Raw genomic sequence first — 26313 nt, forward strand, 5'->3', positions numbered from 1 at the left:
CGGCCGCGACCTTCCGCGGACGGCCTTGAGACGGCTCGACGGCGGGTCGCCGGCTTGATGCGTTGAAGGCGGTCTCGACGGTCGACAGACGACCGGAGTCCGTACGCCGGGCACTACCCTCAGCCCGGCCGTGGTTCCGGCTTACAAGGGGGCGGCACCTGTGCGGAGGTGCCGCCCCCTCTCACTCCCCCCACGGGAGCTGTTGCCGCTCGCATCGGCCCGAGCGGCAACAGAAGTGCTCAGTGGCCGGTACGCACTCGTCACCCCCCACGGGAACGAGCAATCCGATCCTGAGCACCGCTGTTGAATAGCGGACATTCGCCACACTCCCGCCGCTGCGGCGTTGGGGCGTATACCCGCTTTCCTGGGGAACAGCATTCCGGTTGGCGCCCGTCTCCGCGACCCGTTTCAAGTGTGGCCAAAAGGGCGTGGTGACTGCCTGTGTTAGTGTGCATACTCGTCCGTGATCGGGGGGTGGCCACGGCATGTCGCATGTGGGGGTCAGGTGCTACGCGTTCACTTCAGTGAACTCGATCTGGCGCGGTTGCGGATGGCGACCCGCCCTGACGCGCTCTGGGAAACCGTTTTAAGTTTCCACCGGCTCCGCGACAAACAGGGGGAGTTGGTATACGGGGAATGGCGCTCCGGAACGCGCGCCCGGTTGAAGGGTGAAACGCGTCTGCTGGCGCCCCTGATTCCGCTCCGCGGCTATTTCCCCGACTTCCTGACACCTGCCGAGGGAATAATCGGCGCGGACGCCGCGATGGAGGCGCTGCGGGCCACGGATAGCAATCGCTTGCATGATGAAATCTCCCGGCTCACCGCCGCGCGCAGTCTACCCGCGTGGATACGGGACCTGGCCGAGGGGGTGGACCGGTCGCTGGAGCGGCTGGTCAGCGCGCTGCGCGCGTACCACCAGGCGGCCATAGCGCCGTACTGGCCGCACATACAGGCCCGTATCGAGGCCGATCGGGCCACCCGGGGTCGGGCGCTGCTGGACGGGGGCGCGGACGGTCTGCTGGCCTCGCTGCCGTCGACGATGCGCTGGAGACCTCCGGTCCTGGAGGTGGACTACCCCGCAGACCGGGATCTGCGGCTGGGCGGGCGCGGTCTGCTGCTCCTGCCGTCGTTCTTCTGCCGGCGGACGCCGGTCACCTATCGGAATCCCGATCTGACGCCGGTGCTGGTCTATCCGGTGGAGCACACGCCCGAGTGCGCCCCGCCGCGCCCGCTGTGCCAACCGGTCAGCGCCCCGGGCAAGACGCACTCGCTCGGCAAGCTCGTCGGGCAGACCCGGTCCGCGGTGCTCCAGGGCGTCGGCGGCGGGTGCACCACCAGCGAACTCGCCCGCCGGGTCGGGGTGTCGCTGGCCTCCGCCAGCCAGCACGCCAGCGTGCTGCGCGAGGCTGGACTGCTGTTGACCCTGCGCCAGGGTGGCGCGGTGCTGCACACGCTGACCCCGCTGGGCGCCGCCCTGCTGCGGGGCGGCGCACCGGCGGAGGTCTGAGCGGCCTAGCCGCGGAACGGCCCCGTCACCTCGTAGGTGACCCCGGCCGAGGAACTCCCCGAGCTGCCGCGCTGGCTGGAGAAGTAGAGCCGGCGGCCGTCGGGCGAGAACGCCGGGCCGGTGATCTCCGAGCCGGAGTGGCCGGTGACCCGCAGGAACGGCGCGACGACGTCGTCCGGCGTGATGAGGCAGATCTCCATGTTCCCGCCGTCCTCGGCGATGTACAGATCACCCGAGGGAGCGCCGGTGATGTTGTCCACGCCGGTGAGCGGGGGCGTGCCGGAGACCAGTGAGTCGTCGTAGGCCAGCTCGTACGTGCCGGCCGCGAGGTTGACCTGCCACACCCGGTTGTCGCCCTTGGTGGTGAACCAGACGGTGTCGTCCGCGTAGTGGCAGCCCTCGCCGCCGTTGAACCGCTTGGCCCCGGAGACCTGGTTGCGGGTGGCGGTCGGTGAGCCGTCCGGGTCCGGCACGGTCGCCCAGGTGAACGTGCCGGAGGTGGCGGAGCCCGCCCTGAGCACCTGGAGGGTGCCGGTCGACAGGTCGCCCCAGGTGGTGGGGAGGAAGCGGTAGAAGCAGCCGTCGCCGGTGTCCTCGGTCATGTAGACGGCCCGGCGCACCGGGTCGGCCGCCGCGGCCTCGTGCTTGAAGCGCCCCATGGCCGGACGGCGGACCGCCGCGTTCACGCCCCACGGGTCGGTCTCGTAGACGTAGCCCCGGTCGACCTCCTCGCAAGAGAGCCAGGTGCGCCACGGGGTGGCGCCGCCCGCGCAGTTCTGCCGGGAGTCGGCCAGGATCCGATAGGCGCCGGTGATGGTGCCCGCCGCGTCGAAGCGCACGGCGCTCACCCCGCCGCCGGGGTTGATCTCGGAGTTGGAGACGTAGATCCAGCCGCTTCCGTCGGCGAAGCAGGCGCCGCCGTCGGGGGCGTCGTGCCAGCCGTACGAGGTGCCCGCGACGGTCTGGCGAGACCGGGCGATCACCCGGCTGCTGAAGCCGGCGGGCAGCTGGATGCCCCGGGCATCGGCCGCCCCGAGCGCGCCGTACGGGCCGGGGCCGGGCTGGGCGGGCGCGGCGTACGCGGCGCCCCGGGTGAGGGTGCCTCCGAAGACGGCGGCCGAGGTGCCGATCACCGCCGCGCGCAGGAGACTGCGTCGTTCCATGGTCACTCCACCGGAGTCGCGGGTGCCCCGCGACCGGGCGGGCGCGGGGGAGGAGCCAGGTCAGTGCGCCGAGGACCATAGGAGGGGTTGGTTGACTGTACGCGAACAAGTGATGAAGGGGAAGCGGCGAACCCGCGTCCCTCCGGGCGCCCGAACGGCGGCGTCGCCCGGGTCAGTCGTCGATTCCGGAACGCTCCACACCCGCGACGATGTGGCGCTGGAGCAGCAGGAAGACGACGAGCAGCGGAAGCACCGACACCGCGGCGGCGATGAACAGCTCGTGGATCCGGACCGTCTGGGCCGTGGTGAACGTGGAGAGCGCCACCTGCACCGTCCAGGAGTCCCGGTCCTGGCCGATGACCAGGGGCCACAGGAAGGAGTTCCAGGAGCCGATGAAGACGATGGAGCCCACGGCGGCGAAGACGGGACGGGAGTTGGGGGCCACCACCCGCCAGAAGACGCGCCAGTAGCCGAGCCCGTCGACCCGGGCCGCGTCCTCCAACTCCTTCGGGAAGCCCAGGAAGTACTGGCGGAAGACGAAGCAGGCGAAGGCGGAGAAGAGGGTGGGGATGATCAGTCCGCGCAGCGTGGAGATCCAGCCCAGGGTCGAGACCAGCACGAAGCTCGGCACGAAGGTGACCGCCGCCGGCACCATCAGGGTGCCCAGGATGGCGTAGAAGACCGCGTCGGCGTGGCGGTAGGGGATGCGCGCCAGCCCGTAGCCGGCCAGCGAGGCGAGCAGCAGGGTGCCCAGCGTCGTGGCGACCGCGATCAGCGAGGAGTTCAGCAGGGCCCGCGCCATCGGCACGGTCGGGTCCTGGAACAGCTCGCTCAGGTTCGACCAGCGCACCTCACCGGGGAAGAACGTCCAGTCGGGCGCGGTGATGTCCTCCTCCCGGGCCAGGCCGTTGCGCACCAGCAGGTAGAAGGGGACCAGGAAGAGCAGGGCCAGGGTGAGCAGCAGCACCAGCCGCAGCGCCCGGCCGACCCGCACCAGCGCGTCCCACATCTAGACCTCCTCCTTCCGGCCCAGCCCGAACCAGCGGGCCTGGACCACCGTCACCACGCCGATGACCAGCGCCAGGATCACCGCGCCGGCGCTGCCCAGCCCCAGGTTCTGCCCCTGCCCGAGCGCGGTGTAGTAGAGGTAGACCAGCGGGGGCCGGGCGTACGGGGGGTAGCCGCGGGCGTCCGAGAGCAGGTTGTAGAACTCGTCGAACGCCTGGAAGGCGTTGACGACCAGCAGCAGCACCACCGCCACCGAGGTGGCCCGCAACTGCGGGAAGGTGATGTGCCGGAAGACCTGCCAGCCCGGCCGCGCGCCGTCCACCGCCGCGGCCTCGTACAGCCGCGGCGGGATCCGCTGCAGGCCGGCCAGGAAGAGCAGCATGTAGAAGCCGGCCTGGAGCCACAGCCGCACGGTCACGATGACCAGCCAGTACCAGGGCGGGTCGGTCGTCGACAGCCAGGCGATCTGCTCCCCGCCGAACCGCCCCAGCACCGTGTTGGCCAGCCCGAACCGCACCCCGTTGAAGATCGACATCTTCCAGATCAGCGCCGCCACCACATAGGAGCAGGCCACCGGAAGGAAGAAGACCGACCGGAAGAACGCCTGCCACCAGCGCAGTCGGTTGACCATCAGGGCCAGCGCCAGGGCCAGCGCGTAGGTCGCCGGGACGATGAAGGCGGTGAAGACGGCGAAGGTGCGCAGGCTGTCGGTGAAGGCGTCGTCCCGCAGCATCGCCGCGTAGTTGTCCAGCCCGACGAAGTCCTCCCGCGACGGCGAGACCGTGTTGTGCGCGTCGAAGAAGCTGAGGTAGACGCTCCAGCCCAGCGGCACATAGGTGAAGACGAGGAGCCCGAGGACGAACGGGCCGACGAACAGCCAGAACCACAGCGTGCGGTTCTGCGGGCCGGCCGGCGCGCGCGGCCGCCACCGCATCAGCGCCGCTTCCGCACGCGCCGCAGCTCGTCCTCGGTCGTCCGGAGCACCGCGCGCAGCTCGCGCCCGGGGTCCGCCCCGCCCTTGACGATCCGGCTGAGCGCGTCCTGGTACGCGGTCCGTGCGGCCACCGTCCAGCGCAGTGGCTCGGCGGCGAAGCCGTGCTCGCGGGTGAACCGGACCGCGGCCGCGGCCGGACCCCGCCGCAGCGGTTCGGCCTTGGCCGCCAGCGAGGTGCGGGCCGGGATGTGGAAGCCGTAGGAGAGCGCGAAGTCCACCTGGTGGTCGGTGCGTTCGACCCACAGCCAGCGCACGAACTCCTTCGCCGCGGCCCGGTTCCGGCCGCGGGCGCTCACCGCGGCCCCGTACGCCCCCACCGGGACGGCGGGCCGGCCGTGCGCGCCGTCCGCCGGGAACGGCAGCACCCCGAAGTCGTCGCCCAGCTCCTTCCGCACCCGCGGCAGCGCCCACAGCCCCGACCACTGCATCGCGGTCAGCCCCTGGAGGAACGCGGACGGGTCCGACCAGTCGGAAGGCGCGCCGAGCAGCAGCGACTTGTCGGCGTAGAGCCGGCGCAGCTTGCCGAGCGTCCGGGCGGCGGCCGGGTCGTCGAAGCCGGGACGGCCGTCCTCCGTGACCGGCGCCAGACCGGCGGCGTGCAGCGGGGTGCCCTGGAGGACGCCCGCGCCGCCGTCGTTGCCGAGGAACAGCCCCTTGACGTCGCCCCGCGTCAGCTCCCGCGCCGCATCGACCAGCGCGTCGAGCGTGGCCGGCGGCTCGACGCCGGCGTCGGCCAGCAGGCTTCGGCGGTAGTAGAGCAGCTGGGTGTCGATGACCTGAGGGACGCCCCAGATCCGGCCCTCGTACGTCTTGGGCGCCAGCACCGCCGGGTTGAAGTCCTCCCGCACGCCCCGGAGCAGATCGGTGAGGTCCACCACCTGCCCGCCCTGGATCTGCTCCAGCGTCGGGCCGCCCTCGAAGACGTCCGGCCCGGAGTCGGTGAGCAGCGCGGTGGCGGTCTGCTGGTCGTAGGCGCCGGGCCGCCACTGCACCCGCACCTCGGCCCGGTCATAGCCGGCGGCGTACCGGCGCACCGCCTGCTCGACGCCCGCCTCGCCGTACTGGTGGTACCACTGCTCGATGACCGGCCGGCCACCCGAATCCCCTGATCCACGGCCGGTGTCGGACCCGCACCCGGCGGCCGGCGCGCCGGTGAGAGCGAGCCCCGTGCCCGTGCCGAGCAGTCGTCTGCGGCTGATGGACATGTCCGTGCGCCCCCTCGTCTCGTGGGTTCACCCATCCAACGATCAACCATGGAGGGGGAGGACGACAGGCGGATTGCGGCCGTCTGTCACCCGCACGAGGGATGCGGGGCCGGGTGCGACCGGTGGGCCGCGTGGGCGGAGCGCCGGGCTTCCGGCCGGGTGGGGGCGCCGTTGTGGCGGGCAACCGCCTGGACGGCGGGTCGAGTCAGCCCCGTACCGACAGGCGGAAGCGGAGGCGGCAGATGACGGCGTCCGTGTCCCGACGGACCGCGTGGGCGACGACCGCGCCGCGCTGGTTCTGCAGCAGCCGCTGCCAGACGTGGGCGGGTTCCACCTCCGGGATGAGCACGGTGATCCGGGTGCCCGGGTGGCGCGCGCCGAGTTCGCGGACGAAGGAGGCCACCGGGCGGCCCACCGTGCGGGTCGGCGAGGGCAGCTCCAGCAGCTCGACGCCGGGGTTCCACAGCTCCCAGTCGCGGCGCAGCAGCGCGGCCGACTCCCGGTCCTCCGGGTCGGGGTGGGTGACGGTGACCGCCAGCACCTCGTCGCCCAGGGAGGCCGCGGCGGTGAGCGCCTCGCAGGTCAGCCGGGACAGCCCGGAGACCGGCACGACCACCAGCGAGCGGTCGCGGTGCGGGGCCTCGGGCACCCGGCCCAGCCCCAGGGCCTCGCCGATGCGTCCGTAGGCGCGGTGCACCAGCTCGAAGCAGACCACCAGCAGCGGCAGCGCGACGACGATCAGCCAGGCCCCGTCGTGGAACTTGGTGGCGGTCACCACGACCGCGCTGACCCCGGTCAGCACCGCGCCGAATCCGTTGAGCAGCGCCTTGCCGCGCCAGCCGGGGCCGCGCTGGGCCCGCCAGTGGCGCACCATGCCGGTCTGGGCGATGGTGAAGCCGACGAAGACGCCGATGGCGAAGAGCGGCACCAGGGTGTTGGTGTCGCCGCCGGAGAAGACCAGCAGCAGGGCGGAGACCCCGGCCAGTGTCAGCACGCCGTGCCGGTGCACCTGACGGTCGGCCTTGAGTCCGAACACGTGCGGCAGGTAGTTGTCCCGCGACAGCAGCTTGAGCAGCACCGGCAGCCCGCCGAAGGAGGTGTTCGCGGAGAGCGCCAGCAGCGCCATGGTGGCGAACTGCACCAGGTAGAAGGCCCAGTTGTGGCCCAGCGAGGCGTCCGCGAGCTGTGCCAGCACCGTCACGCCCTCCACCGGCTCGAGGTGGAAGCGGGAGATCAGGATCGAGAGCCCGATCAGCATGACGCCCAGGATCGCGCCCAACGCCACCTCCGCCCGCTGCGCGCGCCGGACCGCCGGGGCCCGGAAGGCCGGCACCGCGTTGGCGATCGCCTCCACGCCGGTGAGCGCGGAGCACCCGGACGCGAACGCCTTGAGCAGCAGCAGCGCGCCCACGGTGGTGGCGTCGTCGGCGAGTACGGAGGCATGGCCCGCCGACGCCTCGGTGCTGACCGGAGCGGACCGGAACAGGCCCACGACGATCAGGGCGCAGATGGAGAGGATGAAGACGGCCGTGGGGACGATGAAGGCGCGCGCCGAGTCCACGATGCCGCGCAGGTTCACCCCGGTGATCAGCACCAGCACGCCCAGGCACAGCCACAGCCGGGCGTCGTACAGCTCGGGGAAGGCGGAGGTCAGCGCGGCGACCCCGGCGGTCACCGCGACCGCCACGTTGAGCACGTAGTCCAGCACCAGGGAGGCGGCCGCGACCAGGCTGGTGCGCCGACCCAGGTGCGCCTTGGCCACGGCGTAGGAGCCGCCGCCGTCCGGGAAGGCCGCGATGACCTGGCGGTAGGAGGCGACCAGCACCGCGAGCAGGGCGGCGATGGCCAGGGTGACGGGGAGGGTGAAGCCCAGCCCGTGCGCGCCGGCCGCGGCCAGGACCAGGACGATCGCCTCCGGCCCGTAGGCGACCGAGGCCATCGCGTCGAGCGACAGGGCGGCGAGCCCGGTGATCGTGGTCAGCCTGTGCCGGGCGCCGTGGTCCTCCGCGGCCTCTCCGGCCTGCGCGGAGCCGGACGTCGCGGCCCCGGTATCGGGCGGTTCCTCGTCGCCGGCGACCCCTCCGGCCGCGGTCTGCCCCTTCGACAACATGGACATGGGTGGGTCTACCTCCGCTGGTGCTGTGCTCCTCCGGTGAGGAGGAGTCCCCAGCGTGAGGGGGTGTTTTCCGCCATGCGCGTCCCTTTGGCGCGCTCTTGGCGCGCAACCGCCGGATCCCTACGGATCTTTGACGCCGACATCAGCGGTGCGTCAAGGAAAGGCAGCGACGAGTCAGCACTACGTCAACGACCCGCACAACCGGTCGAACCGGTCCTACCGTCCGGAAGTATGGAACCCGGACCCGGATGCGGCCCCATGACCGGCGGCGACGACGCCGACCGGAACGGTGGGCGGCGGCGCCACGAGCCGCCCGACACCCCTCCGCCGGCTGCCGCGGCCGACCCCGTCGACGCCCCCGCCGATCGCGCCCGGCGGCGGCCCGCAGACGAGGGCGCCCGGTCGCTGCCCGCCGACGACCGTGTTCGTCCGCTGCCCGTCACCGACCGCGCCTGGTCGTTGCCCGACGGCTCGGAGCCGGCCGTCCTCGTCGGGCCCCCGTCGGCCACGCTCGCGGTGGACCGGCACTGGGCCGGCGAGCGGCGCTCCGCCGTCCGGGTGGCCACCGTCATGCTCGCCCTCATGGCCGTCTTCGACCTCGCCAACGGCACCCTGACCGCGCCCCGGGGCCTGTGCTGGACGGCCGTCGCGCTGCTGCTCCTCGCCGTCCTCCACCCCTCGCGGGTGAGCGCCGGCGACGGCTGGCTGGCCAGCCGCGGTCTGCTGCGCGAACGGTGGGTCCACACCGACCTGCTCACCAGCGTCGTGCGCGCCGAGGGCATGGCCCCGCGGCTGGTGCTGCGGGACGTCTTCGGCCACCGGGTCGAGCTCGACCCGAAGGTCCTCACCGCCAACCCGCTGCTCTGGCACGAACTGGACCGCGGCGCCCGCCGCTCGCTCCAACGCGGCCTGCTGCGCTGCGGCGAAGCCCCGCTGCGCGCCCTCGCCGCGCGCATCGACGGCGACGGCGCCCGCCGGCTGCTGGAGTCCTCAGGGCTGGACTGACCCCGGCCGGGGACCCTCCGCGGCCGGCGAGCCGTCCGGCGGTTCCAGGGCCTCGTACGCCACCCCCGTCAGCCGCACCGAGGCCGCCCACAGCTGGGCCGCCGCCTTGTCGCTGCGGGCCCAGGAGGCGCGCAGCGAGCGGGTGGGCGCGCCGCGCCACAGCTGCAGCCGTGGCCCGAAGAACTCGTCCGCCCGCACATCGGGCGCGGTCGCCGCGTACAGCGTGGGCAGGGCGCCCGCCTCGGCGCTCTGCGCGAAGACCCGGTTGCCCAGCTCCATCAGGCGCGTCGCCGCCCGCCGGCCCTCCATGCGCGGCCCGGCGGTCTGCAGGTTGGTCGCCGCGTACCCGGGGTGCGCGGCGACCGCCGTCAGCGGGGCGCCGGCCGCCCGCAGCCGCCGCGCCAGCTCGTGGGTGAAGAGCAGGTTGGCGGTCTTGGAACGGGCGTAGGCGGTCCACCGCCCGTACCGCCGGGTGCTGTTGAGGTCGGCCGGGTCGATGGTCGCCATCAGGTGCGCGCTGCTGGAGACCGACACCACCCGCGCCCCGCGGCCGGCCGCCAGCAGCCGCGGCAGCAGCAGCCCGGTCAGCGCGAAGTGCCCCAGGTGGTTGACGCCGAACTGCATCTCGAAGCCGTCGGCGGTCTCCAGCCGGGGCAGCGCCATCACCCCGGCGTTGTTGATCAGCAGATCGAGCCGGTCGCCCGGCAGACGGGCCGTGAGCTCCGCCGCGAAGTCACGGACGGAGGCCAGGTCCGCCAGGTCCAGCGGGGCCACCCGCACCCGCGCCCCCGGCGCCTCGGCCCGGATCCGCTCCGCGGCCGCCGTGCCGCGCTCCGCGCTGCGGCAGGCCAGCACCACCTCCGCGCCCCGCCGTGCCAGCTCGCGCGCCGTGACATAGCCGATGCCGCTGTTGGCACCGGTGACCACGGCGGTGCGGCCGGTCTGCTCGGGGGTGTCACTCACCGTCCAGCCCGTCATGCGGCCAGCCTAGGCCCCGCGGGGCGGCGGCGCGTAGGGATCGGGAGCGATCCGGATACGTCAGCCGGTCCGCACCTCGTACGCCGTCACGCTGACCGAGGCGTCGTCCAGGCACCGCCCGGTGGCCAGGTCGAAGCGCTGCTTGAGCAGGGGCGAGGCCACGAAGGCCCGGCCCCGGGCGGAGCCCAGCAGCCCGCGCGAGAGCACATACGCGCCGGTGAACGGGTCGCGGTTGGCGATGGCGTACGCCCGCCCGGCGCGGTCCAGGAACACCGCCACCTGACGGCCGTCCGGCAGCAGCGCCGCCACCCCTCGCCCCGGGGTGAGGTCGGTGAGCGCGCACACCGGGAACCAGCGCTGGTCGACCAGCAGCTCGACGCGGAGATCGGTGTGCTCGGGGGCCAGGGTCATCGGGAGGGGCTCCCTTCGAGGGCTTCGAGGGTGTCGAAGGCGCGGACGGGGATGGTGGGGCCGGACAGGATCGTGAGGTCCGGCTTGAGCTGCTCGCGCTCCGGGACGAACTTCACCGTCGGGTCGGGCGCGTCCGGGGCGTTGACGAAGGAGACGAAGCGCCGCAGCCGCTCCGGGTCGTCCAGGGTCTCGGCCCACTCGTCGCGGTAGTGGGCGACGTGGTCGGCCATCAGCGCCTCCAGCTCGGAGCAGAGCCCCAGCGAGTCGTGCACCACCACGTCCCGTACGTGGTCGAGTCCGCCCTCGATCCGCTCCAGCCACGCCGAGGTGCGCTCCAACCGGTCCGCGGTGCGGATGTAGAACATCAGGAACCGGTCGATGAGCCGGATCAGCTCCGTGTCGTCCAGGTCCTGCGCCAGCAGCTCGGCGTGGCGCGGCTCGGCCCCGCCGTTGCCGCCGACGTACAGGTTCCAGCCGTTGGAGGTGGCGATCACCCCGAAGTCCTTGCCGCGCGCCTCCGCGCACTCGCGGGCGCAGCCGGAGACCGCCGACTTCAGCTTGTGCGGGGCGCGCAGCCCCCGGTAGCGCAGCTCCAGGTCGATCGCCATCCGCACCGAGTCCTGCACCCCGTAGCGGCACCAGGTCTGTCCCACACAGGACTTGACGGTGCGCAGCGCCTTGCCGTACGCGTGCCCGGACTCGAAGCCGGCGTCCACCAGCCGCGCCCAGATCCGCGGCAGCTGGTCCACGCGGGCCCCGAACAGGTCGATCCGCTGCCCGCCGGTGATCTTCGTGTAGAGCCCGAAGTCCCGCGCCACCTCGCCGATCACGATCAGTTTCTCGGGGGTGATCTCGCCGCCGGGGATGCGCGGCACGATCGAGTACGAGCCGTTGCGCTGGAGGTTGGCCAGGAAGTGGTCGTTGGTGTCCTGGAGCGCCGCCTGCTCGCCGTCGAGCACATAGCCGCTGGCCCCGAGCGTCGGCGCGAGCGAGGCGATGATCGAGCCCACGGTGGGCTTGCAGACCTCACAGCCGTCGCCGCGTCGCGCCTCCTCGCGGCCGTGGCTGTCCAGCAGCCGCGCGTAGCTGGTGATCCGCAGCGTCCGCACGATCTCGTACAGCTCGGCACGGGTGTAGGCGAAGCAGCCGCACAGCCCCTTGTCGACGCTGATCCCGCCCGCCTCCAGCTCGGCGTTGACCAGGGCGGTCAGCGTCTTGACGCAACTGCCGCAGCCGGTACCGGCCTTGGTGCACTTCTTCACCTCGGCCACACAGGTGCATCCGTCGTCGGCGACGGCCGCGCGGACGGCGCCCTTGGTGACGTTGTGGCAGTTGCAGACGACCGCGGCGTCGGGCAGCGCGGCCGGGCCGAGCGCCGCCCCGCCGCCCGTGCCCGCGGGCAGCACCAGCTGCTCGGCCGGGACCGGGGGGACGCTGCCGGTCAGCGGGCGCAGCAGGCCGTACGCGTCGGCGTCGCCGACCAGCACGCCGCCCAGCAGGGTGCCGTCGGCGCCGACGACCAGCTTCTTGTAGACGCCCGCGCGGGCGTCGGAGTAGACCACGTCCAGCGCGCCGTCCGCGGCGCCGTGCGGGTCGCCGAAGGAGGCGACGTCGACGCCGAGCAGCTTGAGCTTGGTGGAGGTGTCGGCGCCGGTGAAACCGGGGGACGACGGGGCGTCGCCGGGGCCCGCGGCGCCCGCCGCGATGTCCGCGGCGGCGACCAGCGCCATCTCGTAGCCGGGGGCCACCAGCCCGTAGACCCGGCCGTCGGTGGCGAGCGCGCACTCGCCGATCGCGTATACGGCCGGGTCCTCGGTGCGGCACCGCTCGTCGACCGCGATCCCACCGCGCTCGCCGACCCGCAGCCCGCAGTCGCGGGCGAGCTGGTCCCGGGGCCGGACCCCGGCCGAGAAGATCACCAGATCGGTGTCGATGCCGGAGCCGTCGGAGAGCTCCATCCGGGCCACCGCGCCGGAGTCGTCGGCGACGATCTCCTTGCCGCCGACGCCGGTGTGCACGACCAGCCCCATGTCCTCGATCGTGCGGCGCAGCGCGGCACCCCCGCCCGCGTCCACCTGGAGGGCCATCAGCCGCGGCTGGAACTCGACGACGTGCGTGGTCAGCCCCAGCCCGCGGAGCGCCCCGGCGGCCTCCAGCCCGAGCAGCCCGCCGCCGACCACCGTGCCGGTCCGGCACCCCTTGGCGTACTCCTCGATCGCCAGCAGGTCCTCGATGGTGCGGTAGACGAAGCAGCCCGCGCTGTCCCGGCCGGGGACGGGCGGGACGAACGGATACGAGCCGGTGGCCAGCACCAGCGTGTCGTAGCCGATCGTCAGCCCGGACCGCGAGGTCACCGTCCGCGCGCCGCGGTCGATCGTCACCGCCGGGTCGCCCAGCCGCAGTTCGATCCCGTGCCGCTCCAGGAAGCCCTCCTCGACCAGCGAGAGCTCCTCGGCGCCGCGGCCGGCGAAGTACGCGGACAGCTGCACCCGGTCGTAGGCCGGCCGCGGCTCCTCGCACAGCACCACGATCCGCGCCGCCTCGGTGACCCCCCGCTCGGCCAGCGCCTCCAGGAACCGCTGGCCGACCATCCCATGGCCGACCAGCACGATCGTCGGCTTCACCGGCTTCGTCATCGTCAGGAGCCTCCATCGTTGGTGAGCGACGCGCGACAGCGCGCGGCGGCCGAGGCGCGATCGCACGCTGTCGTCCTCGCACAGCGCCACCCGTCCGGCCCGGGGTCCGGCCTCATGCCACGAAGCCTGCGACGCCCCTGTTTCCCGGCCGCATCGCCTCCGTTTCCCCCAGGCAACGCTGCCCTCAGCGCGCGGGCCCACGGTGCGTGAGGGGGCGGGGTGAGGGGTGGTGAACGGTGGGACGGGGGTGGGGTAAACCGAACCCCCGGGTTCCGTGCTGGCACGATCGTCCGGGGGCCGCCCGCACGCGAGCCTTGAGGGCATGACGAGCGACACGACGAACGCCCTCGCGCGGACTTCCGTCCAGCAGCCCCGCAAGCAGTCCCTCACGCCCGCCCTCCGCGGTGTGTGGCGGTGGTCCTGGCGCACGACGGTGCGCGGTGCGGCCGGGCTGCCGCTGGCCCTCGCCGCGGTGCCGCTCACCCTGGTGGGCGCCTGGGGCCCGGCCGCCCGCGCCCAGCGGGCCATGGTCCGGCGCTTCGGGCCGGGCGACGCCGGTGACCGGACCGCGAGGGGCAGGGCCGCCGAGTGGGCCGCGACGCGCGAGGCCGGCGGCCGGGCGAGCGACCGGTCCGTGGGACCCGGACCGCTGAGGGTCCTCGCCCACAGTGCGGCGGTCCTGCTCCCGGCCCTGGTGGCCTTCGTCTGCGCGGCCTTGATCGCCTGGGGGGTCTACGCCGGATACCTCTACTTCATCCGCCCGGACGCCTCGTTCGCCATCGGCCACCCCTTCACGCCGGACGACCGGTTCCACACCTCCTGGGGCGGTCCCACGCTGGTGGGCGCGTGGTTCGTGCACTCCTGCGTGGCGCTGGGCTTCCAGATCGGCTCGCTGCTGCTGATCCGCGGCTGCCTCGCCCTCCAGGACCGGGCCACCCGCCGGCTCCTGGGAGGCTGAGCGGCATGCGCCACCCGTCACTCCCCGAGCCGTCCGCCCCGGCCCATGGCATACGGTCCCGCCCGCCGCACCGGCTGCGCGCCCTGACCGCCGCGCCCTTCACGCCCCGTGCGCTGGCCGCCGTGGGATACGCGCTGCTCGCCCTGCCGCTCGCCCTGACCGGGTTCCTCACCGTACTGGCCGGGCTGGCGGTCGGCGGGGTGCTGTCGGTGACGCCGCTCGGGCCGTGGCTGATCGCGCTGACCGTACGGGGCGCGCTCGCGCTCGGCACCCTCCAACGCGCGCTCGCCGCCCGCCTCCCGGGGTGGACGATCGACCCGCCCGCGCGGCGCGGGGCGCCCGGCGCCTTCGGCTGGCGGCGGGCCACGCTCGGCGACCGGGCCGGCTGGCGGGCCGTCGGCTGCGCCCTGCTCACCCCCGTCACCGCCGTCCTGCCGCTCCTCGCGGTGGGCGTCGGCTACGTGTACGGGGCGCTGCTGCTGGCCCACCCCGTCGTCAAGCGCTGGAACCACACCACCGTGCGCCGACCCGACGGCTCCGTACGCCGTGTCTCGCTGGAGGTGGCGGACGTCCAGCTCGACTCCTGGCCGCGCTGGCTGCTGCCGGTGGCCGTCGGCGCCCTCCTGCTCCTCGCCGTCCCGTGGCTGCTGCGGTACGCGCTGACCCCGCACCGCCTGCTGCTCCGCTCGCTCCTCGGCCCCGGCCGTGCCGACCACGCCGACCAGCGCATCCGCACGCTGGAGGAGACCCGCGCGCACGCCGTCGACGACGCGGCGGCCACGCTGCGCCGCATCGAGCGCGATCTGCACGACGGCACCCAGGCCCGGCTGGTCGGCCTCGGCATGCAGCTGACGATGGTGCGCGAACTGATCGTCGCCGACGCCGACCGGGACCGGCTGCTGGCCGTCGTCGAGACCGCCCAGTCCAACGCCAAGCAGGCCGTCGCCGACCTGCGTCACCTCGTCAAGGGCATCCATCCGCCGGTCCTGGACCAGGGCCTCGACACGGCGCTCGCCACCCTCGCCGCCGACAGCGCGCTCCCCGTGGAGCTGACCGCCGCCCTCGACGCCCGCCCCTCCCCGGCCATCGAGTCCATCGCCTACTTCTGCGCCGCCGAACTCCTCGCCAACGCCGCCAAGCACAGCGGCGCGCCCAGCGTGATGATCGACGTGCGGACGCGCGACGGCGTGCTGCTGCTCTCCGTCGGGGACGCCGGGCGCGGGGGCGCGGCGGTGGGCGCGGGCAGCGGCCTGACCGGCCTGCTGGCCCGTATCCGCACCGTCGACGGCACCCTGACCTGCGACAGTCCGCCAGGAGGCCCTACGGTGGTCACCGTCGCACTCCCGCACGCCCCCCACACCCCCCGTCCCCTCCACCGATAGGGAACTTCGAAGGTCATGCGCGTCGTCATCGCCGAGGACTCCGCGATCCTGCGCGACGGGCTCGCCCAACTGCTGGAGCTGCGCGGCGTCGAGGTGGCCGCCGCGGTCGGCGACGCCGACGCGCTGCTGGCCGCCGTCGCCGAACACCGCCCCGACGCCGCCATCGTCGACATCCGGCTGCCGCCCACCCACACCGACGAGGGCCTGCGGGCCGCCGTGACGCTGCGCCGCGCGTCACCGCCGGTCGGCGTGCTGATCTTCTCCCAGTACGTGGAGACGAAGTACGCCGCCCAACTGCTGGGCGACGGCTCGGCGGGCGTCGGCTACCTGCTCAAGGAACGGGTCGTGGACATCGGCGAGTTCACCGAGGCGCTGCGCCGGGTGGCCGCCGGCGGCACCGCGCTCGACCCCGAGGTCGTCTCCCAGCTCTTCAGCGCCAGCCGCCGCCGCTCCGCCCTGGACGCGCTCACCCCGCGCGAGCGCGAGGTGCTCGCCCTGATGGCCGAAGGCCGTACGAACCAGGCCATCGCGGCGGCGTTCACCGTGTCCGAGCGCGCGGTCGAGAAGCACATCGCCAACATCTTCACCAAGTTCGACCTGCCGCCTTCGGAAACCGGCCACCGCCGCGTGCTGGCCGTCCTCCGCTACCTGGAGTCGGCCGCGTAGACCGGTGGACGGGGCGCGCGGGCGCGAACCGGCCGGCGCGCCCGGCCGATCGCCGCCGCGTCGGGCGCCGGGCGGATATTCCGATCATGCGCGCCGGCGGGCTCGCTAGGGTCGCGATCATGCCTGACATATCCCTGACGACGGTGGTGCTGCTGTGCGTCGCGGCGGCCGCGGCCGGCTGGATCGACGCCGTCGTCGGAGGCGGCGGCCTCCTCCAACTCCCCGCCCTCATGGTCGCCCTGCCCCACCTCCCACCCACCTACATCCTCGGCACCAACAAGGCCGTCGCCGTGGTCGGCACCTCGGCCGCGGCGGTCACCTACACCCGCAAGGGCCTGGTGGACGTGGGCTCGGCGCTGCGCATCGGCCTGGCGGCCGCGGGCGGTTCGCTGGCGGGCGCGTTCTTCGCCGCCGGCATCGACAGCGAGGTGCTGCGCCCGCTCATCATGGCCGTCCTGCTGGCGGTGCTGGCCTTCGTCCTGCTGCGGCCCGCCTTCGGCACCGCACCGGCCACCGGCCCGGTGACCCGCGCCCGGGTCGTGGCGGGCATCGCCGTCGCGGGCCTGGGCATCGGCTTCTACGACGGCCTCATCGGCCCCGGCACCGGCACCTTCCTGGTCATCGCCCTCGTCGCCACCCTCCAGATGAACCTGGTCACCGCCTCCGCCACCGCCAAGGTCGTCAACGTCTGCACCAACCTGGGCGCCCTGCTCACCTTCGCCTACCAGGGCACCGTGCTGTGGCGACTGGCCGCCCTGATGGCCGTCTTCAACTTCGCCGGCGGCACGATCGGCGCCCGCATGGCCCTCAAGCGCGGCAGCGGTTTCGTCCGGGGCGTGCTGGTCGTGGTGGTGGTCTCGCTGGTCTGCAAGCTGGCGTACGACCAGTGGCTGGCGTGAGCCCCTGGCCGGTCGCGAGGCACCCGAGAAGCCTGCCCCTTGACTTCAACCAAAGGTGAACTTCTACGTTGATCACGTCCGGCCGTTCGAAGACGAGAAGGAGCCGCCGCCGTGGTCATCAAGGAGTACCCCCGAGAGCGCCTCGCCGCACAGCCCATCGGCTACTGGGCGAGCTACGCCGGCCGGGTCGTCGTCGGCCGGATCCGCGCGGAGCTGGCCGTGGAGTCGCTGACCCAGCCGCACTGGTGGATCCTCAACCACGTGGCCGGCGCCCCCGCGGCCTGGGACCGCACCCGGCTCGCCCGGCGCCTGACCTTCTTCGACGACCAGGACACCGACTTCGACGCGGTCTTCGACGACTTGGTCGCCCGGGGCTGGATGACGGAGCAGGACGGGGCGCTGACCCTGACCGAGGCCGGCGAGGCCGGCCGACTGCGCGCCAGGGAGCGCAACGCGCGGGCCCATGAACAGATGCACGAGGGCATCGAGACGGAGGAGTATGTGGCGGCGCTGAACGTCCTGCGCCGCATGATCGCCAACTTGGGTGGGGAGAGTGATCTTCCCTGATCGCCGGCTGAGGCTCCTCTCCACTCCGAGTGCGGGGCGGCGCAAGGCCCCGTTCACGCGCTGCGAGGGCATCATGAACGGGGCCGTCGAAGCGGGTCAGCGCGGGTGCGCACCCTCGCGTGCGCAGTGATCGCACACGTACCGGGAACGGAGTATCAGCCGCATGGCAGCCGGGTCCTTGTGGACCTGACAGAGCCAGGACAGTTCCGACTCCTCCGACAGGTCGTGTTTGAGGAACCGCCGCAGCGTGGCCCGCACGCCGCCGCCTTCGGGAGTGCTGCTACTGGTCATCTCCGCTGTCGTCCTCGTCGCCGTTCGTTTCCTCTGCGGGCGGGTCGGCGGGCTGAATCGTCTCGTTCGCGCCCAGGTCGTACCCGTTCACGTTGTCGGTACCCATGTCGGGCTCTCCTCAAGTGGTCCGTCCGGGGGCCGTCCCCGGCCGTCGTGCCCTTGCTGATTCGCCCCGGTCGCGTCGTCCCGTGGAAGAGGCGAACGACCGGGACGGGGTGACCCGCTCCCCACGGGTGTCTGCGCGGGGGTGCTGGCCCTGTAGGGGCGGGCGCTGGTCCTGGCCCCCCGGAACCGGGAGGTGGCGGGGGGCCAGGGGCTATGGAGCCGACGAGCCGGGGGGGCCGGCGTCCTCCAACGCGGGCCACTCCTCCGCCGTCGGCTGACGGAACGTAGCGGTGTCCCACGGCTTGCCCTGGCCGTCCGGCGGTCGGAGGGTCACCCGGGCCCGCTGCGGCCCCGCCCAACCGATCAACAGGCCCACACGCCCGGTCATGGCGTCCAGCACAGGGTCGCCGACCGCCGGCATGGGGGTCAGCGGCATCGAGCGCTGGTCGCGGCTCTCGGCGACGTTCACCGCCATGTGGAGCGCCTCCACGAGGCGTTTGGCGAGGAACCGCAGCTCGTCCACGTCGACCTCCGGCCGGTCGAGCAGATAACGGGCGTGCCCGAGCAACTCGCCGCACATGAACACCTGGGCGTCCTCGATCGCGACGGTGTCTCGGTGTTCGTCGATGACGCCGGTCGTGCGGCCGAGGACTCTGCCGGGGGCGTCAGTGGCGGACCGGCCGTGATCGGCGGGGGTCAGTCGCTGGTGCGTCACCGTGCCGCCCCCGTCAGCGGGGAATCGAAGATCCACCCGATAGCGCGGTGCATGTCATCAACTCCGTGGGTTGGTGGCCATGCCCCCGGACGTTCGCCCGTCGCGGGGGTCCTTGCGTGACTTGCGCCCACACTCCCGCCTGTGGCGGTGCGTTCCTACCGCGTTCGGTGACCGTTAGGCACGGAGGGGGTCTACCGTGTGAAGCGTGCCTAACGTCCCAGGGAGTGCCTGTGAACGAAGGACTGCGACGCGCCATGCTTCGATCCCGCGTAACGGATCGTCAGTTAGCCGAAAGCTGCGGCGTTGACATCAAGACCGTGGGCCGATGGATTACCGAGAGTGGGCGGGTACCTCGCGCCCGCCATCGGTGGGCTATCTGCGAGGCGCTCGGTGCAGACGAGGCGGCGCTATGGCCGGCAGCCACGCAGAAGGCCATCAAGATCGGCCCCGACCGCGAGATCGTTTCCGTGTACCCGTATCGATCCAACTGTCCGGCCTCCTTGTGGCAATCACTGATCGCAGGGGCTGAACGGGAGCTGACGTTCGCGGGCTACACCAACTATTTCTTGTGGCTCGAACAGGCCAGATTCGGTGCCACGCTGCGCCGCAAGGCATCCCGCGGGTGTCAGGTGCGCTTTCTGGTCGGCGACCCGGACAGCGAGCTCACGAAGTCTCGGGAAGATGACGAAGGAGTCGCCCTTTCGTTGTCGACGCGCATCCGGGTGACTCTCGCAGAATTGGAGAAGATCAAAGGGCAGCCGGGCATCGAGGCGAAGTACAGCAGCGGGCACGCACACCTGTCCGTTTTCCGCTTCGACGACGACATGATTGTCACGCCTTTGCTGACTCACAGCGTGGGTCACGATGCGCCCACGTTGCATTTGCGCCGCCGGCAGGACGATGGCATCTTTGATCGCTTCGCTTCACATGTAGAGGAACTGTGGGAGCGGGGCACGCCGGTGGGGGGAGAGGTGCGCGATGGGTAGGCGAGACTATGAGGGCGACCCCGATGCTCCGGCGGCGAACAGCCTGGTTCCCGCTGCTTCCGTGGTCGTCGTCGATGACTCGGGGAGCATCCTGCTTCAGCGTCGGCGCGACAACGACATGTGGGCGCTCCCCGGCGGCGTCATGAACATCGGTGAGTCACTGCCGGACTGTGCCGTCAGGGAGACGCGCGAAGAAACCGGGATCGATGTCGAGATCGTCGGCATCGTCGGAACATACACGAACCCTGGTCACGTCTTCGCCTATGACGACGGCGAAGTGCGGCAAGAATTCTCCATTTGCTTCCTGGCTCGACCCATCGGTGGGCACGTAGCCGTTTCCGACGAATCCACGGATGTGCGCTGGTTCGCGCCGGGAGAGATTGACGCGCTCCCCATGGTTCCGAGCATTCGAAAGCGCGTGGACGACTGGCGGAACGGAAACATGCCTGCTATTCGGTAGCCGATACGGGTAGCCGCGGCGCCAGACAAGGGGCAGGGTGCGGTGGCAGTCGGGGTGGTCGACGTGCGGCCAGCCGACCGGGGCGTCGGTCACGGCGCCCTGCGCGGCGCGGGCCATGGCGGGCATCAGGCCGAGTCCGGGGCCGGCGGCGTCGGCGAGCGCCCGGCAGGCGTCGTCGAGCTCCCCCAGGGCGTGGTCGACCCGGCGCAGGAAGGCGGCGCCGTAGCGGTTGAGCCGTACCCGGCGGTCCTGCCGGTCGAACGGCGCGGCGCCCGCGAGCTTCCCCGGACTCGGACAGTCGCCGGTGTCCCCGGACTCGGACAGTCGCCGGTGTCCCCGGACTCAGCCGCCGGTGTCGCGGGAATCGCCGGGCGTCGGGCAGCCCGTCGTCGCCGTCACCGCCGTCAGCAGCACCACCGAGTCCTGGACCGCCGTCAGCCCCTGCCGCTCCGGTGGGAGGCACTGCACCTGCCCGGCGATGAGGTCCTGCTGCCGGTCCCGGGTCGTCAGCCGGACATGGCCGTGCAGCACCTGCAGGCTGGCGGCGGGCGGCGCGTTGTGCTCGTCCAGCGCGGTCCCGGAGACCAACGCGATCACGCTCTGCCGCAGCGGCCCGCTGTGCAGGAAGAGATGGGCGCTGCGGCCGTGCGGGTCCTCCTTGGCCTGGTCCAGGTGGCGGCGGGCGAGCGTGGGGAGGTCGTCCATGGCTTACCTCGGCTTGGCTGTTCGCTTCCGGACCGTCGGCGGCATGTCTCAATCGTCACCGGCTAGCGTGGTGCGCGCCAGTCGCGGACCGACGCAGCGGAGGACTCGTGCCGGACTTCCTGACCGTACTGACCACCACGGACAGCCCCGAGAAGGCCGAGGCGCTGGCGCGCGGGGCCGTGGAGGCGCGGGTGGCGGCGTGCGCGCAGATCAGCCAGCTGGTCACGTCCGTGTACCGGTGGCAGGGGATGGTGGAGACCGCCGCCGAGTGGCAGGTGCTGTTCAAGACGACCACGGCGCGGTACCCGGAGCTGGAGGCGTACGTCCGCCGGAACCACGACTACGACACGCCGGAGGTCATCGCCACGCCCGTCACCCACGGGAGCGAGGGGTACCTGGCGTGGGTGGTGGCGGAGACGTCGCCGAAGTGACCCCGGCGCGGCCGGGTGTGCAGGGAGCGATCCGGCCCGGTCACCGGTCGAGCGCGAGCACGTCCGTGACGCCGTGCTCGCGCGGGCCGAGGAAGGTGGGATCCGGCTTGAAGGTCGCGTCGAGCGCGGCCTTCCCCGCCGCCACGATCTCCCGCAACCCGCCGTACTGCCAGGTCGCGTCGTTGGGCTCGCCGACCCCGACCCCGTACGCGTCGACCCCCGCCGCCTCGCACAGCGCCAGCGCTCGGCGGATATGGAAGCCCTGGCTCACCAGCACCGCCTTGCGCACCCCGAAGATCCGCTGGGCGCGCACGCAGCTGTCCCAGGTGTCGAAGCCCGCGTAGTCGCTGACGATCCGCCGGTCCGGCACGCCGTGCTCGACGAGGTAGCTCCGCATCGCGCTCGGCTCGTCGTAGTCCCGCCGGCTGTTGTCCCCGGTCACCAGCACCGCGCGGACCTTGCCCCGCCGGTACAGCTCCGCCGCCGCGTCCAGCCGGTGCGCGAGGTACGGCGTCGGCCGGCCGGTGTACAGCCCCGCCCCGAACACCACCGCCACCGGGGCCGACGGCACGTCCGCCACCGTGCGCACCCGGTCGTCCGTGCTCAGCCGCAACCAGGTCGCCGGCAGCAGTCCCAGCACGCAGACCAGCACCACCACCTGGAACGCCTGCCGCTGCCCCCGCCGCGTCCGGGGCCACCGCGGCCGTATCCTCCGCACCCTCCGCAGCCCCGCCCGTACCCCGTCCCGCAGCGCCCCTGCCCCACCCACGCCTCGCACCCGCCCCTCCGGATCCGCCGATCACGTCACCCGGTGCGACGTCGGGGGAGGGGGCGTGGTTGCCTCAGGTGTTCGACCAGACACCGCCGCGCCCCCACTCTCCTCTCTCGATAGCCTGAATCACGTACGTCACAGAACCCGCGGCGTCCGCGCCGTTCGCGGAGCGCGCCAGAACGAGCAGGCAGGTGTCACCGACCGTGCCCCCGATACCCAAGGCAGAGCTGCACCTCCACATCGAGGGCACCCTGGAGCCGGAGCTGGCGTTCGCGCTGGCGGAGCGGAACGGGGTGGTGCTGCCGTACGCGACGGAGGACGAGCTGCGCGCGGCGTACTCGTTCGTCGACCTCCAGTCGTTCCTGGACCTCTACTACGCGCTCATGGCGGTGCTCCGCACCGAGCAGGACTTCGCGGACCTCGCCGACGCCTATCTCGCCCGCGCGCACCGGCAGGGGGTGCGGCACGCGGAGATCTTCTTCGACCCGCAGGCCCACACCTCGCGCGGGGTCGACATCGGCACGGTGATCGAGGGGCTCTCGGGCGCGCTGGACGCGGCGGAGGAGACGTACGGCATCACCACCCGGCTGATCATGTGCTTCCTGCGGGACGAGAGCGCCGAGTCGGCCCTGGAGACCTTCGAGGCGGCGCGGCCGTACCTGGACCGGATCACGGCTGTGGGGCTGGACTCGGCGGAGGTCGGACACCCGCCGTCGAAGTTCCGCGAGGTGTACGCGCTGGCGCGGGAGGCCGGGCTGAAGTGCGTGGCGCACGCGGGGGAGGAGGGCCCGCCGGCGTACGTCTGGGAGGCGCTGGACGTCCTCAAGGTGGACCGGGTCGACCACGGGGTGCGCTGCCTGGAGGACGAGGCGCTGGTGGCACGACTGGTGGCGGAGCAGGTTCCGCTGACGGTCTGTCCGCTCTCCAACGTGCGGCTACGGGTCTACGACCGGCTGGCCGACCACCCGCTGCGCGCCATGCTCGACGCCGGCCTGCTGGTCACCGTCAACTCCGACGACCCTGCCTACTTCGGCGGCTACGTCGACGACAACTTCACCGCGGTGCGGGACGCGCTCGGACTGGACCAGGAGGCGCTGCGCACCCTCGCCCGCAACTCCTTCCACGCCGCCTTCTTGGAGAAGGACCTCCGCGCGGCGTACCTCAAGGAGGTCGACGCGCACCGCGGGTGAGTAGCGACTGCGCGTGAGCCGCGACTGCGCGTGGGCCGCGCCCCGGGTGAGCCGCGCACGGGCGGGAGTCGGGCACGGTGCGTGGGTTGGGCGCCGGGCCGGGGTCGGGCACCGCGGGTGGGCCGGGTACCCCGGGTGAGGGGCGACCGCGCGTGAGTGGGCACTGCGGCTGAGTCGGGCCCGGTTGTGAGTTGCGCACCGCGCGGAGTCGCGTACCGCGCGTGTGTCGGGCCTCGGGAGTGAGCCGGGCACCGCGCGTGAGCTGTGACCGCGGGAGCCGCGCACGGAGCGTGAGGCGCGACCACACGTGAGCCGCACACCGCGCGTGTGTCAGGCACCGCCCGTGTCAGGCACCGCGCGTGAGCCGCGGGTCGTACGGCGCCCGGGCCCACCGCCAGCCTGCCTGCCTGCCTGCCTGCCAGCCAGCCAGCCTGCCAGCCAGCCTGCCAGCCGGCCGGCTGGCCCGGGCCGCGCCTCAGCGGCTCCGCTCCGCGCCTGTGAAGCGGGTGAAACCAAAGGTCATCCGCCCGCAACGGCGGGGCAACGCGCCGCTGACAGGCTCGGCACATGACGCCCACTCTGCTCGCCGTCGCGCACGGCAGCCGCGACCCGAACGCGCTGCGGACCGTGACCCCGCTGCTGGAACGGGTCCGGCGGCTGCGGCCCGGCCTGCCGGTGCGGCTGGGGCACATCGAGCTCAACGAGCCGCTGCTCGGCGACGTCCTCGCCGGGCTGCGCGGCCAGGTCGTCCTCGTACCGCTGCTGTTGGGCCGGGGCCACCACGTCAAGGTCGACCTGCCCGCCGCGGCCCTCGCCGCCCCCCATCTGAGCGTGCGCGTCGCCGCCCCGCTCGGCCCCCACCCGCTCCTCGCCGAGGCCCTCGCCGCCCGGCTGGTCGAGGCCGGCTGGCCGCCGCTCGACCCGCCGGCCCCCGACCCGTCGACTCACGAGCAGGGGCTCTGCGGCCGGGACCTCTCCGGGCAGCCGCTCACCGACCCGTCGGCTCCCGAGCAGCCGATCTCCCGCCGGCCCTTCCCCGCGTCGCCCCGCTCCGGCCGACCGCTCCTCGGCCGGTCGCTGCTCGGTCCGAGCACCGTGCTCGCCGCGCGCCCCGCGGACCCCGGCCACCCCGCCCGCCGCGCGGCGGACCCGCACCGCACCGGTGTCGTGCTCGCCGCCGCCGGCTCGCGGGACCCGCACTCGGCCGAGGACACCGGCCGCACGGCCGGCCTGCTCAGCGCGCGGCTCGGCGGGGTGCCGGTGCGGCCCGGCTACGCCTCCGCCACCGGACCCGGCGCACCCTCCGTCACCGAGGCGGTCGCCGCGCTGGCGGCGCGGGGGTGCCGGCGGGTCGCGGTCGCCGCGTACTTCACCGCCCCCGGTCGCTTCGCCGCCCAGTGTGCGGCGGAGGCCGCCGAGGCCGCCGCGGACCTCGGCATGTCCACCTCCGTCGCGGCCGCCCCGCTCGGCGACCAACGCGCCATGGCCCGCCTGGTGCTGCACCGGTACGAGCGGGCCCTGGTGTCTGCTCCGTTGTCACACCCGGCGGTTACTGTCGGTGTATGAACGGGACACCACCGACCGCACCCGACACCACGGCCGCCATGGGCGCCCCGGACGTCCCGGGATACCAGGCGTCAGACATCGAGCGGTGGGCCGTGGAGCCCGACAAGCGGCCCGGCCGCACCGCTTTCCAGCGTGACCGCGCGCGCGTGCTGCACTCCGCGGCGCTGCGCCGGCTGGCCGGGAAGACCCAGGTGGTCACGCCGGGATCGGCGGCCCACTCCTGGGACGCCTCACCGCGCACCCGGCTGACCCACTCGCTGGAGTGCGCACAGGTGGGGCGGGAGCTGGGCGCCGCCCTCGGCTGCGACCCGGACCTGGTCGAGGTGGCCTGCCTCGCGCACGACCTCGGCCACCCGCCCTTCGGGCACAACGGCGAGCAGGCGCTGGACGAGGTCGCCGCGGACTGCGGCGGCTTCGAGGGGAACGCCCAGTCGCTGCGGCTGCTGGCCCGCCTCGAACCCAAGCGGTTCGTCGCCGACCCGGAAAGCGGCGAGCCGGTCAGCGTCGGCGTCAACCTCACCCGCGCCGCCCTGGACGCCGCCACCAAGTACCCCTGGCCGCGCGGTGGACATCCGGCCGACCCCGCCTCCCGGAAGTTCGGGGTCTACGAGGACGACCTGCCGGTCTTCGCCTGGTTCCGGGAGGGCGCCCCCGGCCACCGCACCTGCTTCGAGGCGCAGGTCATGGACTGGTCCGACGACGTCGCCTACTCGGTGCACGACGTCGAGGACGGGCTGCACGCCGGCCACCTCGACCCGGCCTGCCTGCTGGCCGACCCCGAGCGGCGCGAGGTGTTCGCCGTCGCCGCGGTGCGGTACGCCCCCGGGGCCGACCCGCAGGAGCTCGCCGAGGCGCTGGACCGGCTGCTCGACCAGGAGTGGTGGCCGCACGGCTACGACGGCTCGGCGGTCGCCCAGGCCCGGCTCAAGGACGCGACCAGCCAGCTCATCGGCCGGTTCTGCCTGGCCGCTGAGACCGCTACCCGCGCGGCGTACGGCCCCGGCCGCCTGACCCGCTACCGCGCGGAGCTGGTGGTGCCGCGCGCCACCCGGCTGGAGTGCGCCGTGCTCAAGGCCGTGGCCGACCGCTATGTGATGCAGCGCGAGGACCAGGAGCTGCTCCGCGCCGAGCAGCGGGTGATCATCGCGGAGTTGGGCGAGGCGCTCATCGCCCGCGCCCCGGACGGGCTCGACCCCCAGTTCCGCGCGATCTTCAACCAGGCCGAGGCCGCGGGTGACGAGACGGCGCGGCTGCGTGCCGTCGTGGACCAGATCGCCGCCCTCACCGACGCCTCCGCCCGCTCCCTCCACGCCCGACTGGTGCGGCACCGACCGTGACCGGGGGCCGCACCCCACGGAATTTCGTGCGGTCGCGGCCCTTTGCCGGGTCCCGCGTGGCCCCGCCGGACTGCCTGGCGGGCCCGCGCCCGCCGAGACCCGCTCGCGCCGGCTCCAGCACATCGGCCGTGTGCTCGTCGGAGGCCCACCGGTCGGGAACGGCGGAACCCCGCGGAATCCCAGGGCACCCCGCGGGGACGCGCGGAACCCCGGGGACAGGCGCGGACACGTCGGGCCTGCCGGGACTCGTGCGGACTCCC

The 26313-nt window shown here is 73.3% G+C and carries 25 protein-coding genes; 13 read left to right on the forward strand and 12 right to left on the reverse strand.

Annotation, left to right across the window (positions count from 1 at the left end):
- The first annotated feature begins 505 nt into the window (after positions 1-505).
- Positions 506-1507, forward strand: coding sequence for a helix-turn-helix domain-containing protein (locus tag LRS74_RS23565; protein WP_277742883.1), 1002 nt, complete (start codon positions 506-508; stop codon positions 1505-1507).
- Positions 1508-1512: 5 nt separating this feature from the next.
- Here the strand turns inward: LRS74_RS23565 and LRS74_RS23570 are convergent, their stop codons facing one another.
- From LRS74_RS23570 to LRS74_RS23590, 5 genes are all read right to left on the reverse strand, one after another.
- Positions 1513-2670, reverse strand: a complete 1158-nt coding sequence (locus LRS74_RS23570; protein ID WP_277742884.1) for an alkaline phosphatase PhoX — start codon at positions 2668-2670, stop codon at positions 1513-1515.
- Between the two features lie 172 nt (positions 2671-2842).
- Entirely contained in the window at positions 2843-3679 is an 837-nt protein-coding gene (locus LRS74_RS23575) for a carbohydrate ABC transporter permease (RefSeq protein WP_277742885.1), read from the reverse strand.
- A complete protein-coding gene (locus tag LRS74_RS23580) occupies positions 3680-4612 on the reverse strand; it encodes a sugar ABC transporter permease (protein WP_277742886.1) in 933 nt (310 codons plus the stop codon). It lies immediately after the preceding gene.
- Positions 4612-5877 carry a sugar ABC transporter substrate-binding protein gene (locus LRS74_RS23585; protein ID WP_277742887.1) on the reverse strand — a complete coding sequence of 422 codons (1266 nt, stop codon included), beginning with the start codon at positions 5875-5877 and terminating at the stop codon, positions 4612-4614. The genes LRS74_RS23580 and LRS74_RS23585 overlap by 1 nt, the downstream gene beginning before the upstream one ends.
- Before the next feature lie 205 nt (positions 5878-6082).
- Positions 6083-7993 carry an APC family permease gene (locus LRS74_RS23590; protein ID WP_277742888.1) on the reverse strand — a complete coding sequence of 637 codons (1911 nt, stop codon included), beginning with the start codon at positions 7991-7993 and terminating at the stop codon, positions 6083-6085.
- A gap of 231 nt (positions 7994-8224) precedes the next feature.
- Between LRS74_RS23590 and LRS74_RS23595 the strand changes: the two genes are divergently transcribed.
- Positions 8225-8998 (forward strand): hypothetical protein, encoded by a 774-nt coding sequence (locus LRS74_RS23595; protein WP_277742889.1) that lies wholly within the window; start codon positions 8225-8227, stop codon positions 8996-8998.
- Here the strand turns inward: LRS74_RS23595 and LRS74_RS23600 are convergent.
- The 3 genes from LRS74_RS23600 to nirB are packed head-to-tail and all read right to left on the reverse strand — an operon-like array spanning position 8984 to position 13023.
- Positions 8984-9976, reverse strand: a complete 993-nt coding sequence (locus LRS74_RS23600; protein WP_277742890.1) for an oxidoreductase — start codon at positions 9974-9976, stop codon at positions 8984-8986. The two genes, LRS74_RS23595 and LRS74_RS23600, sit on opposite strands and share 15 nt — an antisense overlap.
- 60 nt (positions 9977-10036) lie before the next feature.
- Positions 10037-10387 (reverse strand): nitrite reductase small subunit NirD, encoded by a 351-nt coding sequence (gene nirD / locus LRS74_RS23605; RefSeq protein ID WP_277742891.1) that lies wholly within the window; start codon positions 10385-10387, stop codon positions 10037-10039.
- Positions 10384-13023, reverse strand: coding sequence for a nitrite reductase large subunit NirB (gene nirB, locus LRS74_RS23610; RefSeq protein ID WP_277742892.1), 2640 nt, complete (start codon positions 13021-13023; stop codon positions 10384-10386). The genes nirD and nirB overlap by 4 nt, the downstream gene beginning before the upstream one ends.
- A gap of 322 nt (positions 13024-13345) precedes the next feature.
- Between nirB and LRS74_RS23615 the strand changes: the two genes are divergently transcribed.
- From LRS74_RS23615 to LRS74_RS23635, 5 genes are all read left to right on the forward strand, one after another.
- Complete coding sequence (locus LRS74_RS23615) at positions 13346-13981, forward strand: hypothetical protein (protein WP_277742893.1); 636 nt, start codon at positions 13346-13348, stop codon at positions 13979-13981.
- Between the two features lie 5 nt (positions 13982-13986).
- Positions 13987-15363 carry a sensor histidine kinase gene (locus LRS74_RS23620; protein WP_277742894.1) on the forward strand — a complete coding sequence of 459 codons (1377 nt, stop codon included), beginning with the start codon at positions 13987-13989 and terminating at the stop codon, positions 15361-15363.
- Between the two features lie 15 nt (positions 15364-15378).
- A complete protein-coding gene (locus LRS74_RS23625) occupies positions 15379-16029 on the forward strand; it encodes a response regulator transcription factor (RefSeq protein ID WP_277742895.1) in 651 nt (216 codons plus the stop codon).
- Positions 16030-16148: 119 nt separating this feature from the next.
- Positions 16149-16928, forward strand: coding sequence for a TSUP family transporter (locus LRS74_RS23630; protein WP_277742896.1), 780 nt, complete (start codon positions 16149-16151; stop codon positions 16926-16928).
- 111 nt (positions 16929-17039) lie between these two features.
- The gene (locus tag LRS74_RS23635; RefSeq protein ID WP_277742897.1) at positions 17040-17495 is read left to right on the forward strand and encodes a MarR family transcriptional regulator; all 456 of its coding nucleotides are present in this window, start codon (positions 17040-17042) and stop codon (positions 17493-17495) included.
- A gap of 96 nt (positions 17496-17591) precedes the next feature.
- Here the strand turns inward: LRS74_RS23635 and LRS74_RS23640 are convergent, their stop codons facing one another.
- Together LRS74_RS23640 and LRS74_RS23645 are read right to left on the reverse strand one after the other, a co-directional pair.
- Entirely contained in the window at positions 17592-17786 is a 195-nt protein-coding gene (locus tag LRS74_RS23640; protein ID WP_277742898.1) for a hypothetical protein, read from the reverse strand.
- 316 nt (positions 17787-18102) lie between these two features.
- On the reverse strand, positions 18103-18606 hold the full coding sequence (locus LRS74_RS23645; RefSeq protein WP_277742899.1) for a hypothetical protein: 504 nt from the start codon (positions 18604-18606) through the stop codon (positions 18103-18105).
- 230 nt (positions 18607-18836) lie between these two features.
- Here LRS74_RS23645 and LRS74_RS23650 point away from each other — a divergent pair, with 230 nt between their 5' ends.
- Complete coding sequence (locus tag LRS74_RS23650) at positions 18837-19592, forward strand: XRE family transcriptional regulator (protein WP_277742900.1); 756 nt, start codon at positions 18837-18839, stop codon at positions 19590-19592.
- Entirely contained in the window at positions 19585-20052 is a 468-nt protein-coding gene (locus tag LRS74_RS23655) for an NUDIX domain-containing protein (RefSeq protein WP_277742901.1), read from the forward strand. Before LRS74_RS23650 ends, LRS74_RS23655 begins: the two co-directional genes overlap by 8 nt.
- 342 nt (positions 20053-20394) lie before the next feature.
- Here the strand turns inward: LRS74_RS23655 and LRS74_RS23660 are convergent, their stop codons facing one another.
- Positions 20395-20757 carry a cupin gene (locus tag LRS74_RS23660; protein ID WP_277742902.1) on the reverse strand — a complete coding sequence of 121 codons (363 nt, stop codon included), beginning with the start codon at positions 20755-20757 and terminating at the stop codon, positions 20395-20397.
- A 107-nt stretch (positions 20758-20864) separates the two neighbouring features.
- Here LRS74_RS23660 and cutA point away from each other — a divergent pair, with 107 nt between their 5' ends.
- On the forward strand, positions 20865-21188 hold the full coding sequence (gene cutA / locus LRS74_RS23665; protein ID WP_277742903.1) for a divalent-cation tolerance protein CutA: 324 nt from the start codon (positions 20865-20867) through the stop codon (positions 21186-21188).
- Between the two features lie 40 nt (positions 21189-21228).
- Here the strand turns inward: cutA and LRS74_RS23670 are convergent, their stop codons facing one another.
- Positions 21229-21915 carry an ElyC/SanA/YdcF family protein gene (locus LRS74_RS23670; RefSeq protein WP_277744893.1) on the reverse strand — a complete coding sequence of 229 codons (687 nt, stop codon included), beginning with the start codon at positions 21913-21915 and terminating at the stop codon, positions 21229-21231.
- A 248-nt stretch (positions 21916-22163) separates the two neighbouring features.
- Here LRS74_RS23670 and LRS74_RS23675 point away from each other — a divergent pair, with 248 nt between their 5' ends.
- The 3 genes from LRS74_RS23675 to LRS74_RS23685 all read left to right on the forward strand — a co-directional run bounded on the left by LRS74_RS23675 (position 22164) and on the right by LRS74_RS23685 (position 26053).
- Positions 22164-23150 carry an adenosine deaminase gene (locus tag LRS74_RS23675; RefSeq protein WP_277742904.1) on the forward strand — a complete coding sequence of 329 codons (987 nt, stop codon included), beginning with the start codon at positions 22164-22166 and terminating at the stop codon, positions 23148-23150.
- A 567-nt stretch (positions 23151-23717) separates the two neighbouring features.
- Entirely contained in the window at positions 23718-24716 is a 999-nt protein-coding gene (locus tag LRS74_RS23680; RefSeq protein WP_277742905.1) for a CbiX/SirB N-terminal domain-containing protein, read from the forward strand.
- Between the two features lie 38 nt (positions 24717-24754).
- On the forward strand, positions 24755-26053 hold the full coding sequence (locus tag LRS74_RS23685; protein ID WP_277744894.1) for a deoxyguanosinetriphosphate triphosphohydrolase: 1299 nt from the start codon (positions 24755-24757) through the stop codon (positions 26051-26053).
- The last annotated feature ends 260 nt before the right edge of the window (positions 26054-26313 follow it).

Origin of the sequence: Streptomyces sp. LX-29 (assembly GCF_029541745.1) — a bacterium.
Classification (GTDB): domain Bacteria; phylum Actinomycetota; class Actinomycetes; order Streptomycetales; family Streptomycetaceae; genus Streptomyces.